General features: G+C 57.0%; 13 protein-coding genes. 5 read left to right on the top strand and 8 right to left on the bottom strand.

Features of this window, described 5'->3' with window-relative positions:
- Positions 1–28 precede the first annotated feature (28 nt).
- Genes BUB55_RS11785 through BUB55_RS14290 form a run of 3 tightly spaced genes read right to left on the bottom strand, consistent with a single transcriptional unit; the run spans position 29 to position 4,267 of the window.
- On the bottom strand, positions 29–2,905 hold the full coding sequence (locus tag BUB55_RS11785) for a TIGR02171 family lipoprotein (protein WP_073191693.1): 2,877 nt from the start codon (positions 2,903–2,905) through the stop codon (positions 29–31).
- A gap of 1 nt (position 2,906) precedes the next feature.
- Positions 2,907–4,100 (bottom strand): GTPase HflX, encoded by a 1,194-nt coding sequence (gene hflX / locus BUB55_RS11780; RefSeq protein WP_073191691.1) that lies wholly within the window; start codon positions 4,098–4,100, stop codon positions 2,907–2,909.
- The gene (locus tag BUB55_RS14290) at positions 4,100–4,267 is read right to left on the bottom strand and encodes a hypothetical protein (RefSeq protein WP_159431984.1); all 168 of its coding nucleotides are present in this window, start codon (positions 4,265–4,267) and stop codon (positions 4,100–4,102) included. Before BUB55_RS14290 ends, hflX begins: the two co-directional genes overlap by 1 nt.
- A gap of 26 nt (positions 4,268–4,293) precedes the next feature.
- Between BUB55_RS14290 and BUB55_RS11775 the strand changes: the two genes are divergently transcribed.
- The 4 genes from BUB55_RS11775 to BUB55_RS11760 all read left to right on the top strand — a co-directional run bounded on the left by BUB55_RS11775 (position 4,294) and on the right by BUB55_RS11760 (position 8,011).
- A complete protein-coding gene (locus BUB55_RS11775) occupies positions 4,294–4,929 on the top strand; it encodes a fibrobacter succinogenes major paralogous domain-containing protein (RefSeq protein WP_073191689.1) in 636 nt (211 codons plus the stop codon).
- 62 nt (positions 4,930–4,991) lie between these two features.
- A complete protein-coding gene (locus tag BUB55_RS11770) occupies positions 4,992–6,071 on the top strand; it encodes an ABC transporter permease subunit (protein WP_073191687.1) in 1,080 nt (359 codons plus the stop codon).
- Positions 6,064–6,915, top strand: coding sequence for a patatin-like phospholipase family protein (locus BUB55_RS11765; protein ID WP_073191685.1), 852 nt, complete (start codon positions 6,064–6,066; stop codon positions 6,913–6,915). Before BUB55_RS11770 ends, BUB55_RS11765 begins: the two co-directional genes overlap by 8 nt.
- Positions 6,916–6,919: 4 nt before the next feature.
- A complete protein-coding gene (locus tag BUB55_RS11760; RefSeq protein WP_073191681.1) occupies positions 6,920–8,011 on the top strand; it encodes an ABC transporter ATP-binding protein in 1,092 nt (363 codons plus the stop codon).
- On the opposite strand, the gene BUB55_RS11755 is transcribed toward BUB55_RS11760, so the two are convergent.
- From BUB55_RS11755 to BUB55_RS11735, 5 genes are all read right to left on the bottom strand, one after another.
- Positions 8,004–9,041, bottom strand: a complete 1,038-nt coding sequence (locus tag BUB55_RS11755; RefSeq protein ID WP_073191679.1) for an acyltransferase — start codon at positions 9,039–9,041, stop codon at positions 8,004–8,006. The genes BUB55_RS11760 and BUB55_RS11755 overlap by 8 nt on opposite strands.
- On the bottom strand, positions 9,041–9,211 hold the full coding sequence (locus tag BUB55_RS14485) for a hypothetical protein (RefSeq protein WP_200778534.1): 171 nt from the start codon (positions 9,209–9,211) through the stop codon (positions 9,041–9,043). The genes BUB55_RS11755 and BUB55_RS14485 overlap by 1 nt, the downstream gene beginning before the upstream one ends.
- A 38-nt stretch (positions 9,212–9,249) precedes the next feature.
- The gene (locus BUB55_RS11750; RefSeq protein WP_143153040.1) at positions 9,250–9,459 is read right to left on the bottom strand and encodes a hypothetical protein; all 210 of its coding nucleotides are present in this window, start codon (positions 9,457–9,459) and stop codon (positions 9,250–9,252) included.
- A 263-nt stretch (positions 9,460–9,722) separates the two neighbouring features.
- Positions 9,723–10,349: a GIY-YIG nuclease family protein gene (locus BUB55_RS14630; protein ID WP_234971923.1), complete on the bottom strand. Its 627-nt coding sequence runs from the start codon at positions 10,347–10,349 to the stop codon at positions 9,723–9,725.
- 173 nt (positions 10,350–10,522) lie between these two features.
- Positions 10,523–12,187: a diphosphate--fructose-6-phosphate 1-phosphotransferase gene (locus BUB55_RS11735; protein WP_073191672.1), complete on the bottom strand. Its 1,665-nt coding sequence runs from the start codon at positions 12,185–12,187 to the stop codon at positions 10,523–10,525.
- 83 nt (positions 12,188–12,270) lie between these two features.
- Here BUB55_RS11735 and BUB55_RS11730 point away from each other — a divergent pair, with 83 nt between their 5' ends.
- Positions 12,271–13,842 (top strand): hypothetical protein, encoded by a 1,572-nt coding sequence (locus BUB55_RS11730; RefSeq protein ID WP_073191669.1) that lies wholly within the window; start codon positions 12,271–12,273, stop codon positions 13,840–13,842.
- The last annotated feature ends 28 nt before the right edge of the window (positions 13,843–13,870 follow it).

Genomic DNA, 13,870 nt, shown 5'->3' with positions numbered 1-13,870 from the left:
TGCTTGGTGTTTTTTTGCTGAACCAAATTTACAAGTTGGAGACCACCTTTTTCTTTTTGGTTGCAGAAATTTCAACTAACTTTGGGGCATCTTCCTCGTCCATGAGCCTAAAGTTGCCGTAATTTTCTTGGTAGACCTTGACGGAATCCATAATTTGCAGGGCGTGGCTCCGGCGAAGGCCGAATTTGCCGTAGGAGCCGGTTTCTTTGTACTTGGGACTTATGGGGTAGGTGACGCCAATAACCTTGACTCCTTTTTTGCCCGCCGTTGCAATCAGGTCCTTGAGGGCAATCAAGTTGGTTTGCCAAATGAATTCCTTGTCGCTCCAGGTGCTGTCTAGAACGATTGAGACCTCGCCGGTAGTGGCGTTGTACCAGCCAATGAAAAATTCATGGGCTACATAGCCGCTGACCGCTTGAATTTCCTCGCTGCTCTCGTTCCTCTTTTGGTGTACGAGCTTTAAAAAATCGTCGTCAATCCCGTTGGGCCAGAATTTGTGGTTCTTGTCGTATTCAAACCCCTTGGAACCCATGGTGGCAGTGAGAATGCTTTCATTGGGGTCCTGTATGTGCCACGTGTCAAAATCGAGCCCTACCACAATGTACTTGAGCCTGTGGTAATGCTTTACAATGTAGTTTTTGAACAGGTAGTTTATGCAGTGCATTTCGCATGGAATCACCGAGAAGTTCATGGAGGGCAGCTCTATGGACTTGGGGTCAAAACCGGTGTATGTGCGCGAGTTGCCAAACGCCACGACCTCCACGGAATCGCGCATGTCCCACATCATGGGCATTTTTTCGTGGAAAAGGTGGGACACGGAGTTGTCGGGATTGCTGTAGTCGCCGGCGCTGTCCAGGTCCCAAGCCGTGTTCTCGATGTTGATGACGCCTAGCCAAAGGCTGGGGTGCCAAACTTCGCCGCCGCCCACCAGGTCCAGGCGGCTGCTGTCGACCATGTCTAAAAGTTGCACCTTGTTGTGGTTGCCGTTGATGTCAACAATTGTTGACACGACCAGGTCCTTTCCTTTTACCTTGCCCAACGCCCACTCGGTGTGGTCAAAGCTGTGGCCTGCTGGCGCGGGCACGCCCTGGATCAGTTTGCCTAGGCTGTCGACCACCAAAAGCATTTCGTGCGTCCCGTAGTTTATGCCGGTAAATTTGCGCCCGGTCTTGCCGCCAAAATCGAGGAACAGCGAGCGTTTGGTGCCATCGTGCGATAGGCTCGCGTTGCAGGCTTGTTCGCCGTTGTACCAAATGGTGTCGAGAGGGATCATCGAATTGTAGATGCGCTCTTTGTGTGCAATGAGCAGGCGCGCCCCGGTAATGGCAAAATCGCCCTCGTTGCTAATGCCGCCGTGGTAGGCGCCCATGAACAGCTTCTCGGGGATGCCAAAGATCCCGCCGGAGATTTTTACCTGCCATGTCGCGGTGGTGGCAAAATAGCCCATGTCCTTGTTGTTGCCCGCGTCGGTGACGAACGCGATTGCCGTGTCGCCGTTCTCGAGCACGCGCCAGCGCGGTATGGCGGCGTTTGGCACGTCGAGCTTTATCAGGTTGCCGCCCCCGACGCTCAGGTCGCGCACGTATACGGCCGATTTGCCCGAGATGCCCTCTAGGCCTGTGCAAAAGGCGACCCTGCGACCGTCGGGCGAAATGTCCGGGTGGTAGACTTCCAGCGTGTCGTCGATCTCGACCACGGTTGCCGAGCTTCCAAAGTCTACAAAGGCGAGGTTGCCCGTTTCGTCGTTGCGGAAGGCGAGCTTTGCCCTGGAGGAGGTCGTTTTGCCCTGCACCGCTTCGGAGGAGGCAATTACGTGCAACGAGGAGGTTTTTGCGGGGCCCTTGCGGCTCATCCATTGTGCGTCGGGGATTGCTCCGTAGGCAAGGCGGAAGCCCACGTAGTCGGCGGCGAGGGAGCCCGCGACCGTGTAGATGTCGCCACGGCTGTAAATGTGCATTGCCTGGGGCGAGTTCCTAAAACTGCCGCCCTTTAAAATGCGTTCGCCGAGCGTGCCGCCGTCGGTTGTGCCCACGTAGTTCGTGATGCTGGTGTCGCGGAGCGCGCCCATCCAGTCGTTGACCCATTCCAGAGCGTTTCCCGCCATGTCGCAAATGGAGCTGTCGCTCTTGTCGGGGGGCACGGGCGCGGTGCAGACCTTGTGCAGCTTGTAGCCGGAATTCCCGGCGTTCCAGCTGTTGGCGGGCGCCCAGTTGCTTTGCGCGGCAAAAGACCATTCGGCTTCGGTCGGCAAGCGGAATGCCTTTTTGGCGGGGTCAAAGGCGAACCCCTCCATGCCAATGCAATGCCCTTTGCTGTTGAAGGAGAGTTTTGTGTAATGGTAGGCGGTGTCGCGCCCGGCGCGCTTGCTGCGGGCGTTGGCGTAGAGCACGGCGTCAAAGTACGTGACGTTCACCGCGGGGAGACTGTCGCCGGCGCATTCCAATTGTGCTGCGGCACCGTAGTCTTTCATCACGTCGTTGTAGGTTTCGCACGTGACCTCGTGGCGGTCCATGTAGTAGTCGTAGGTGAAGTTCACCGTGGCGGCGGGGCGTTCGTTTACCTTGGCACTTTTTTCGTTGGTACCGATCTGCACTTTTTGGGAGGTGGCGCTAAAAAGGACCATCCCCCTGGTAGAGGTGTCGGTTTGTACCATGTTTTGCGTTGTGTCGAGCGAATCCTGCGTGCACAAGGAATCTGGCGAGTTCAAGGAATCCCGCGTGTTCAAGGAATCTGGCAAGCTCAATGAATCCGGCAAGCTCAAGGAATCCGGGGTGCTCAAGGAATCAACTGCTTTGAGGGAATCGGTTTCCAAAACGAGGGCGTCCGCCGGTTCCTCGTAGGAGTCGGTGGAGTTGGAGCAAGACGCAAGGAACAGGGCAAATGCCAGGGCAAAAAAGTACGGCATTTTACATCTCGGTTTGCGGCGACTCTTGCGGTTCGGGCCATGGAGCCTCGGCCTGTTCCTTGATGTGTGCGGCCTCGGCTTCGCGCCTCTTGTGCCACAGGGCGAGTTGCTCCTTGAAGGCCGCCTTGAGGCGCTCCATGCCAATGTTCTCGCGGGCGCTCACCTGGATTGCCTCGGGGTAGTTTTGCAAAAGTTCGGTACGGCGCGCCTCGTCCACCACCTCGACTTTGTTAAACACACGGAGGCGCGGCGTGCTTTTGCTGATGATGCCATCGAGAGTCTTGTGCGTGACTTCCAAATGCTCTCGGTAGTCGGGGGCGCTCCCGTCCACGACTTCCAAAATGCAGTCGGCATGGGCGGCGACGCCCAGCGTGCTTTTGAACGTCTCTATAAGGTTGTGGGGCAGCTTGCGGATGAACCCGACGGTGTCGGAGAGGATGATGTTCTCTCCGTCGAGGTAGAGCTTGCGCGTGGTGCTGTCGAGGGTGGCGAAGAGCTTGTCTTCTACATACACGTCGGCGCCGGTGAGGCGGTTCGTGAGCGTGGACTTGCCCGCGTTGGTGTAGCCCACGATGCCCACGTGGAAAATGTCGTTCCTGTTTTCGGCCTGGCTCTCGCGGGCGTCCTCGATTTTCTCGAGTTTCTTTTTGAGTTCCTGAATGCGCTTGCGGATCATGCGGCGGTCGGTCTCGAGCTGCGTTTCGCCTGGGCCCTTGGTGCCAATGCCTCCGTTGTGCTGGCGGCACAAGTGCGTCCACGCGCCGGTGAGGCGGGGCATCATGTATTGCAACTGCGCGACTTCCACCATCAGGCGGCTCTCCGCCGTCACCGCGTGCTTTGCAAAAATGTCGAGGATGAGCCCCGTGCGGTCCAACACCTTGATTCCTGGCATGCGCTGCTCCAGGTTGCGCACCTGCGAGCCGCTGAGGTCGTCGTCAAAGACCACCATCTTGGCGTCGTTCTCTTCGAGAGCGCGCTTGACCTCGTTCACCTTGCCCTCGCCAATGAGCGTGGCCGGGCTAAAGTTCTGCACCCGTTGCAAAAAACTCTGCACCACCTCGGCGCCGGCGGTCTTGGCGAGTCTGCCCAGTTCGGCCAGTTGTTCCGAGGCGAGCCATGGACGCACCTTGGGCGTGGAGATGCCCACCAAAATGCATCGCTCTTTTTGCTTCTTGTGCTCTACGGGGTTTTGCATTAGGGATTGTTCTGGTTCAGCTTTAAAAACCAGTAGTCCTCGCTGTTGATGCTGCTGGCGTCTGTGGTTTGGCTGTCGGCGAGGGCGGCGGCACGGGCGGCGTCATCTGTGTTGCTCGCGGTTTGTTCTGCGCCGGCCTCGACGCTTGTTTTTTTGGGTGTATCCATACCCTTAATATAATTAAATTTGGGGTATGCGTTATTTGGTGTTTTTTTTGCTTTTTTTTATTGCGTTCCCCGGCACGAGTTTTGCGAAGGGCGTGGGCAAATCTTCTGCGAAGGCTAAGACCGCGCCCGCGAAAAAAGTGCGCGCCAACGAGTTCAAAGACAAGCGGGACAAGCAAACCTACCGCCTGGTGGCCATCGACGACCGCGTGTGGTTTGCCGACAACCTCAATTTTGCCACCGAGGGCAGCTACTGTCTCAAGGACGAGCCCGACAACTGCATGGCGTACGGTCGCCTTTACACTTGGCAAGCCGCCGCCACCGCATGCCCCGAAGGGTTCCGCCTGCCTTCACAGGCCGACTTCGAATCGCTTTGGACCGCCGCCGGCGCCGACTTTAACGCGGGCTACCTTTTAAAGACGGACTACGACTGGGCGGGCAAAACCAATGGGAACGATACGCTCAAGTTCAGCGCCATGCCCGCGGGCAACCGCTTTGACGACGAAACGTACGGGAACCTCTACAAGTTCGCCTTCTTTTGGAGCGCCGACGAAGAGGGGACTTCTGCCCACGTGTGGTACTTGACCAACAAATCCATGGCGTTCAGCTACATGACGAAGCCCAAGAACTTCGGGTTCTCCGTGAGGTGCGTCAAAAACCAGTGAGCTCCTGCGCAATTCCGGTTTCGACCCGAATTGGGGCAAAATTCTTTTTTATATTGCTTTGTATGAAATTCCGCGTCACGACAGAGACCAAGAATCGCATCAAGCGCTTCCGCAAGAACAAGCGGGCGTTTTGGTCGCTGGTGGTGCTCGTCGTCGCGTATGCGCTCAGCCTCACGAGTCCGTGGACGGTGAATGATGAGCCGCTCTACCTCAGTTACGGCGGCAAGAGTTATTTCCCCGCGTTCGCCCGTTACAGCGAGGCCGATTTTGGCGGTTCGTACCAGACTGAGCCCGATTACGCCAAGCTTTTGGAAGACGCCGCCGAGTGCGAGGCCGACGCCGCCGAGGGCTACACTCGCGCGGGGGGCTGCCCCGACGTCTTCGCCATCATGCCGCCCATTGCGCACGACCCCTTGAAGGCCGACCTCGGCGAGGACGGTGCGCCGCCTTTTGCCCCCAGCGGCAAGCACTGGCTGGGCACCGACAGCAACGGTCGCGACGTGCTCTCGCGCCTCATTCACGGGTTCCGCATTTGCATTTCGTTCAGCCTGCTGCTCACCCTCCTCGGGACGTTCCTCGGTATTGTGATTGGCGGCATCCAGGGCTACCTTGGCAAGTTCTGGGACACCGGCATGCAGCGATTTATCGAAATCTGGTCGTCGCTCCCCATGCTCTATGTGGTCATCCTCATCGGGAGCATTTACGGGCGCAGTTTTTGGCTGCTCATCTTGATTATGGCTGCGTTCAACTGGATTTCGCTCAGCTACTACATGCGCGGCGAGTTCCTCAAGCTGCGCAGCATGACTTACGTGCAGTCGGCGCGCGTGCTCGGGCTTTCGCACCGTCACCTCTTTTTCAAGGAAATTTTGCCCAATGCCATGACGCCCGTGGTGACACTGTTCCCGTTCACGCTCATTGGCGGCATCGGGAGCCTCACGTCGCTTGACTTCCTCGGTTTTGGCCTGCAGCCGCCGACCCCCAGCTGGGGCGAGCTCATGAGCCAAGGGCTCAACAACCTTTATGCGCCGTGGATCTCGGTTTCGACGGTCGCCGCGCTGTTTGTGACGCTCCTCCTTACGACCTTTGTGGGCGAGGGTGTGCGTGATGCTATGGACCCAAAGTCGGGGGATAGGTATGTTTAAAAAGGGACTTGTTCTAGAAGGCGGCGCGATGCGCGGCATGTTCACGTGCGGTATTTTGGACGTGTTCATGGAAAACGGCATCGAGTTCGACGGAGCTGTAGGAATCTCGGCGGGGGCGTGCTTTGGCTGCAACATCAAGAGCCGCCAGCCCGGCCGCGCCCTGCGTTACAACCTGAGATTTGCGCACGACAAGCGCTATTGCAGTGTGCATTCCCTCATTACCACGGGCGACCTCTACAACGTGGACTTTTGTTACAAACAAATTCCGCAGGTGCTGGACCCCTTTGATTTCGCGGCTCTCAAGGCGAACCCCATGGAGTTCTACATGGGCTGTACCGACATCCATACGGGCGAGGCGGTATTCGCGCAGCTCGTGGACGGCAGCGAGCGCGACCTCAAGTGGATGCAGGCTTCGGCGTCCATGCCTCTGGTGTCGCGCCCTGTGCAGATTGACGGCGGAGAATACCTCGACGGCGGCATGTCGGATTCTATCCCGCTCAAGTTCCTCGAGAGCAAGGGGTTCAACCGCAACATCGTGATATTGACGCAGCCCCGCGATTACGTGAAGGGCCCCAACAAATTGATTTGGCTCATGAAGATTTTGCTGCGCAAGTACCCGAACCTCATCAAGGTCATGCAGAATCGCCACCTGATGTACAACGAAGAAACGCGTTATGTGTTTGAGCAGGAGAAGGCGGGCAACACGCTTGTGATTTGCCCCGAAAAGGCGCTTGGCATTAGCCGCACCGAGCACGACACAAGCGAACTCCAGCGCGTGTACGACATGGGACGGCGCTTGGCGACGGAACGCCTCGACGAGATCAGGACGTTTTTGGCTGGGTAAGGGTATGGGACTACGCGAAACGGATAAAAAGCCCGCCGGTCGCGAGACCGTGCTCTCGGTGCGCGAGCTCTCGGTTGCGTTCGGGTTTGGCCGCGACGCCCGTGATTCCAAGCCATTGCAAGTGACTGACCGCGTTTCTTTTGATATTGGTGCGGGTGAGTTCTTCGCTCTGGTGGGGGAATCCGGTTGCGGAAAAAGCGTCACGGCGATGGGCATCTTGCGACTCTTGCCGAGTCCGTCCGCCCGCATCACCTGCGGGGAAGTCTTGTTTGCGGGCGAGAACCTCGCAAAACTCCCGCTTGCGGCACTCCAAAAGATCCGCGGCTCCCAAATCACCTGCATTTTCCAGGAGCCCATGCAAGCCCTGAACCCGGTGCTCCGCATCCGCGACCAGCTTTTGGAAGTCTACAAGTTCGGTGCCAAGGCGTACCTCGACTCGTGCGCGGCTAGGGAACCGCATGCGGCAAAGGATCCGCGCGCCTTCGCGAACGACGAAATCCACCGCATGCTCAAAATGGCGGGCTTCACCGAACCCGAGCGCGTTCTCGACGCCTACCCGCACGAACTCTCGGGCGGCATGCTCCAGCGCATTTGCATTGTGATGGCGCTGCTTCCGCACCCGCGCCTAATCATAGCCGACGAGCCGACCACCGCCCTCGATGTCACCGTGCAGGCGCAGGTCCTTGCCATCCTCAAAAAGATGGCGGGCGAGACCGGCACCGCGGTCCTCCTCATCACGCACAACATGGGGATTGTTTCTGAATACGCTCAACGTGTGGCGGTGATGTACGCCGGTCGAATCATCGAGATGGGTGGCGTTCGCGATGTCATCAACAATCCGCTGCACCCGTATACGCGCGGGCTTTTGGCCGCCATCCCCGAAAGCCATGCCGACATGAAGAATCTGCGGTCCATACCAGGGAGCGTTCCGCACCCGCGCGACTTTGCCGTGGGGTGCCGATTTGCGGACCGTTGCGAAGAATGCGTTTGCGGAGACCCTTCCTTGCAGGCAAAATGCCGCTCCGCCGAACTTCCGCCGTGCAAAACCGTGGCTTCCCAATCCGGCGAAACGCATACCGCGTGTTGCTTTAAATGATTTTTTTGACCCAGGGAATCGCGCGCAGCCCCCGCACAAATGCAAGCGACAGCGCAAAGAAAACCACCGCGACAACCGGCGCGGTCAACAGCGGGTACGACCCTAGCAGCGTGAGTTTAAGCCCGTAAAACGCCTTCAAAAAAATCGGGTGCACTAGGTACACGCCCAGCATGCACGCACTCAGGCGGATCAGCCTCGGGTTGGTCGTGACCTGCTTTGCGTACTTGGCGCGGAACAGGCAGAACAGCGCCGCAGCCTCGAGGAACGTGGTCGGCTGGAAGTTTCCGAAGAAGTATTCGTTGGGCTTGTTCGTCATCACGCTGACATACGTGGAGTAGTAGAAGGCGAGCACCCACGACACAAGCGCCATCACATACAAAATGTGCCGCGCTTTTTGCCCGAGCCCGTACTTGGAAAGGTAAAATCCCGCGAGGTAGAATCCCGCGTAGGTCGTGGTCCCGCGGATGCCCAGGTTGCGGTACAGGTCCACGTCGGTGAACTTCGAGACCAAATGGCTCACGGTCGGGATCGCAAGCCCGAACACAAAAAAGATGCAGATCACGTAGAGCACCATGTTCTTGCTCGCGTGTTCGGTGAACACGCGGAGTGCGGGCGTAATCAGGTAGAGGCCGGCGAGCGTGTAGAGAAACCAAAGGTGCGTGGCGGGGTCGGTAAACAGGAGCGCCGGCGTCGAGAGAATGTCAAGCGCCGTTCCGCCCTCGGCGACCGTGTTAATGACGCCGTAGACAACCACCCAAAAAATGAGAACCACCAGGATTTTTGGCAGGTTGTGCGTGAAAATCTTTTTGGGCGGGTGGCTGTACTCGGGTGAGAGCATAAACGCACCGCTCAGCATAATGAAAACGCCCACGCCAAAGCGGGCGAGGCTATTCATAAAGTTGAGTGCAAAAAAATCGAGCGAATTCACCGGGGCGTCGTACCAGGCCGAGCTCACCGTGTGCTGGAAAACCACCGAGAATGCCGCGACGATGCGCAGCCATTCTGCATATACCTCCCGCTGCTTTTCCATCACTTGATCCCGTATTTCTCTGCGACTTTTGCGCGCTCCTCGTCAGAGAGGCTCTTCAAGTAAGACTTCCAACCAGGGCAGAAGTTGATATGGAAGCGCCAGAAACGCCCGAGCAACGATTTGGGATTCTCGTCGTACTGGGCACGGATTTTGCAATTTGCACAGGCCATATTGATACCCTCGTTTTTATTACAAGATACATTTTTCTTTAGCAGTCATGCTGACGCAGGTCAGCATCAGCATCTTTTGCTGGAAAGGAACTGCCGACCCTGACCTTCGTCAGGGAGACATTCTGGTACCTACAGTCATGCTGACGCAGGTCAGCATCAGCATCTTTTGCTGGAAAGGAACTGCCGACCCTGACCTTCGTCAGGGTGACTTTACCGGCAGTCATGCTGACGCAGGTCAGCATCAGCATCTTTTGCTGGAAAGGAACTGCTGACCCTGACCTTCGTCAGGGAGACATTCTGGTACCTACAGTCATGCTGACGCAGGTCAGCATCAGCATCTTTTGCTGGAAAGGAACTGCTGACCCTGACCTTCGTCAGGGTGACTTTACCGGCAGTCATGCTGACGCAGGTCAGCATCAGCATCTTTTGCTGGAAAGGAACTGCTGACCCTGACCTTCGTCAGGGTGACTATTGGGTAACAAGCGTCAGTGTGACATGCGGGGACTAGACGTTATGCTAGAATAGAGGGGGATAAATCGTCCCAGGTTGGATTGTTTTTTCTGATGAGATTCTCTTTCCATGGCCGGTGCCATGTTTTGAGTTGTTTTTCCCTAGCAATAGCATCTTTGATGGAAGAAAAACATTCAAAATGAACAAGTTTATGCACAGAATATCGAGCGGTAAAAGAAGTCTCGTTGATTTTTGTTTTATGCTCAAGAAATCTTCTAACCAGATTGTTGGTTACCCCAATATATAGGACACTATTGCTTGTGTTGGACAATATATATGTGTAAAATGTGTTGTTTTCTTTCATGCGAAGAAAAATACATTCTGAATGTGACAGATAATGACATTCTAGAATAAAATTGCTGACCCTGACCTTCGTCAGGGTGACATTCTGGTACCTACAGTCATGCTGACGCAGGTCAGCATCAGATATAAACATTCCGACCCAGCAGTCATGCTGACGCAGGTCAGCATCAGATATAAACATTCCGACCCAGCAGTCATGCTGACGCAGGTCAGCATCAGATATAAACATTCCGACCCAGCAGTCATGCTGACGCAGGTCAGCATCAGATATAAACATTCCGACCCAGCAGTCATGCTGACGCAGGTCAGCATCAGATATAAACATTCCGACCCAGCAGTCATGCTGACGCAGGTCAGCATCAGCATCTTTTGCTGGAAAGGAACTGCTGACCCTGACCTTCGTCAGGGTGACTATTGGGTAACAAGCGTCAGGGTGACAATCGGTAAAAAAAGTCCCCGCCCGGAGGCAGGGACTTTAACACTTGCGTGCGAAGTCAATTACTTGACTTTAAGCGCACCTCTTTCGAGTTTAATCGTGAAGTTCGTGATGTCGCAAACTTCGCTCGGACCCCAGTACTGGATCGGACCCGGGTAGGTGTAGCTTTCAGTCTTGGCCCAGACGTCGCGGTTCTTGGCGAAGAACTTGAACGGAGCACCGTTCAGTTCCACGAGAGCCTTCTGGATCACCGGCTTGTCGGCACCGTGACGACGTTCGATGTTCATCATCATGGTGATAGGAATGCCGCCGGCAGTCCACTTTTCGATACCCTTCGTGAGGTCACGCACAGAGCTCATGTAGCCGTTCATCTTGTTGAATGCGAGCACGGAGGCGGTGAAGCCGAGGCTGTAGCAGTAGTCGGCGTCGAAGTTCGACGGAGCGGCGCAGCGGCCTTCGTAACCGAAGAAGTGGTTGAGGGCGCTGAACTTGCCCTTGAAGTTCTTGCGGCTCTTGAGGTCCTTCTTGACCATTTCGATGATGAGCTTTTCGGTTTCGATGAGGGAAACCTGCACGTTGCCGTGGCTGTCGCGGTCGAGCATCAGCTGGCCCTGGGTGGTGGAGGGGAGGCTCTTGAGGACTTCGGCAGAAGCCTTGGAAATCCACTTGCAGAGCAGTTCCACCTTGGCGGCGGTGTCGAGGCCTTCGACTTCCTTCTCGTGATGGGCGAGGGCTTCGGAGAGTTCGGAAATGAGCACGCCCACATCCGGGATGAATTCGAGGAGGCCTTCCGGAATGAGGGCCACACCGAAGTTCTTGCCGGCAGCGGCACGGGCGGCGACGATGTCGGCCACGTACTTGATGACCTGCTTGAGCTTCATCTTCTTGGCCTTGACTTCTTCAGAGATCAAGCAGATGTTCGGATGGGTCTGGAGAGCGGCTTCGAGAGCGATGTGAGAAGCGCTACGGCCCATGAGCTTGATGAAGTGCCAGTACTTCTGAGCGGAGTTGGCGTCGCGCATGATGTTGCCGATGAGTTCGGAGTAGGTCTTCACGGCGGTGTCGAAACCGAAGGAGGTTTCGATGTATTCGTTCTTGAGGTCGCCGTCGATGGTCTTCGGGCAGCCGCAAACCACGCAGGTAGCGCCGTGGGCCTGGAAGTATTCACCGAGAACGGCAGCGTTCGTGTTGGAGTCGTCACCACCGATAATCACGATGGCGTCGAGCTTCTGAGCCTTGGCAACGGCCATGCACTTCTTGAACTGTTCTTCGGTCTCGAGCTTGGTACGGCCGGACTGGATGATGTCGAATCCGCCGGTGTTGCGGTAGGCGTCCATGATCTTTTCGTTGATCACGATGAACTTGCCGTTCTCGAGGCCGGAGGGGCCGCCGAGGAAGCCGAGGAGCTTGGAATTCTTGCTGATGCTCTTGATACCGTCGAAGATACCCGCGATCACGTTGTGTCCACCAGGAGCCTGGCCACCGGAGAGCACCACGCCCACGTTGAGAGCCTTACCGGCAGCAGCCTTGGTAGCCTTCTTCATGCCGATGTAGGGAGCGCCGTAGGTGTTCGGGAACAGGGCCTTGATCTTGGCCTGGTCACGGACGGACTGGGTGGGCTTGCCCTTCACGAGAGCAACTTTGAGAGCGCCGTCGCGGAGAGCGGCGGGGAGTTTCGGCTGGTAGGCCTTGCGGGCCTTGCCGAGGACGGACAGATTGTCAGCCATTGTTTCTTCCTTTTGTTTAGCCTGGGGCGTCGCCCCACGGCATGGTTAAAAATTATCGAGCGTAAATATAGTAAATTTTACATATGACCCCAACGAGGATCCCATTTGCTTTTTGCATTGTCGTCGCGGTGCTTTTCGCACCGTCCTTGGCGCTGTCCCAAACGCAGACCCTTGGCACCACCATCGGCTCGGAACATACGCGCAACTTGCGGCAGCTCGACTATGCCCCCATGCTCTTTGAGTATCATCGACTTACGACAGGGGAGTCCAGGCAGTTCTTCAGCTACCCGCGACGGAACTACGACTTTAGGGAGAGTTTCTCGGCGCAGAACCAACCTAATGCTCAGAACCGAGCCCTTATATATTTAGCCGATTCCGTTTCGGGCCACCCCTTTGCCATCGCGGCGTCCCCGATATTCGGCGTGGACTACCGCGGCGGCGAAGTCCTGAACGACACGATTTGGCCCGCTTTCGATGGCGGCCTGTTCATCCGTGGTTACGCCGACTCCGTTGACTTTGACCTGGACGCCCGCATTTACGCCGAGAGCCATACCGCCGGCTCCAAGGAAGGCGACCCCCGCAAGCCCGGCAGCTTCGACCACGAAGTCTTTGACGTTCAAAAAGAAGAGAGGGGAGGAGCCGACTACATTAGCTACGCCCGCTACCGCGCGCACCTCACGCTCAACTACGCCTTCGCCCGCCTGCAGCTGGCGCGCGACGTGCTGCACTTTGGCCCCGGCTACTACAACAACCTGAGCCTCAACCAGTTCGCGCTGCCCTACAACATGCTCCTGCTCGACCTCACGTTCGGCCCGCTCCGCGTGTTTAGCGCCTACGCCGACCTCCGCGTAAACAGCTGGAGCTACAGCCGCGACAACCTGAACGACCGCAACCTTTACGCCCACCGTTACGAGCTCGCCCTCGGCAACCTCACGCTCGGCATGAGCGAAATCCAGGTGCTGTACAACGAGAACAAGCCCTGGCTATTTACGCCCGTCATCCCGCTGTTCATAGAGAAGGGCAACTACACCGAGCGTGTGAACAACGGGGCGCTCGCGTTCGACATCAACTACCGCCTGTTCAACGCGCTCCGCCTGTACGGCGAGTTCTACCTCGACGACATGGAGTCCCCCTACGCGGTGTACGAGAACAAGTACAGCAACAACCGCTGGGCGGGCATGCTCGGCATGCAATTGGCGCGCGACTTTTTGGTGGCGCAGCACTTGCTGCAGGCAGGCTCCATCGCCGAAGTCGCCCGCGTGGAACCCTACACCTACTGCCACTACGACACGGCGCAGGCGCAAATGGCGCACCTCGGGCTCCCGCTCGGCAACCCCAACGGCCCCAACTCGCTCGCCGTCGACTGGACCCTCTATGCGCAGTTCCATCTCGGCGCGGCACAAACCGGTGGGCAGCCCAGTGGTGGCTCCATCTTCGCGGGCCTGCACAACAAGTGGCTATGGAAGGGCGTCGACGCCGGCAGCAGCATCGACGACCCCTACAAGACTGTCGAAAAGCGCTTTGTTCACGGGGCCCCGCTCATTTACACCATTTCGCCGTCCATCAGCTACCAGGGGCGTCGCGTATCGTTTATGGGCGAGTTTACCTTTGGCGACCAGCAGGGCGTGTATTTGCGCACGTCCCTCATGTGGTAGCCGGTGCGACCCCCCCCCGCCGCGTCTT

The sequence above is a fragment of the Fibrobacter sp. UWP2 genome (assembly GCF_900141705.1).
Lineage (GTDB): Bacteria > Fibrobacterota > Fibrobacteria > Fibrobacterales > Fibrobacteraceae > Fibrobacter.
The sequence above is the reverse complement of the archived record's forward strand: the minus strand, read 5'-3'. Positions and strand labels throughout refer to the sequence as shown.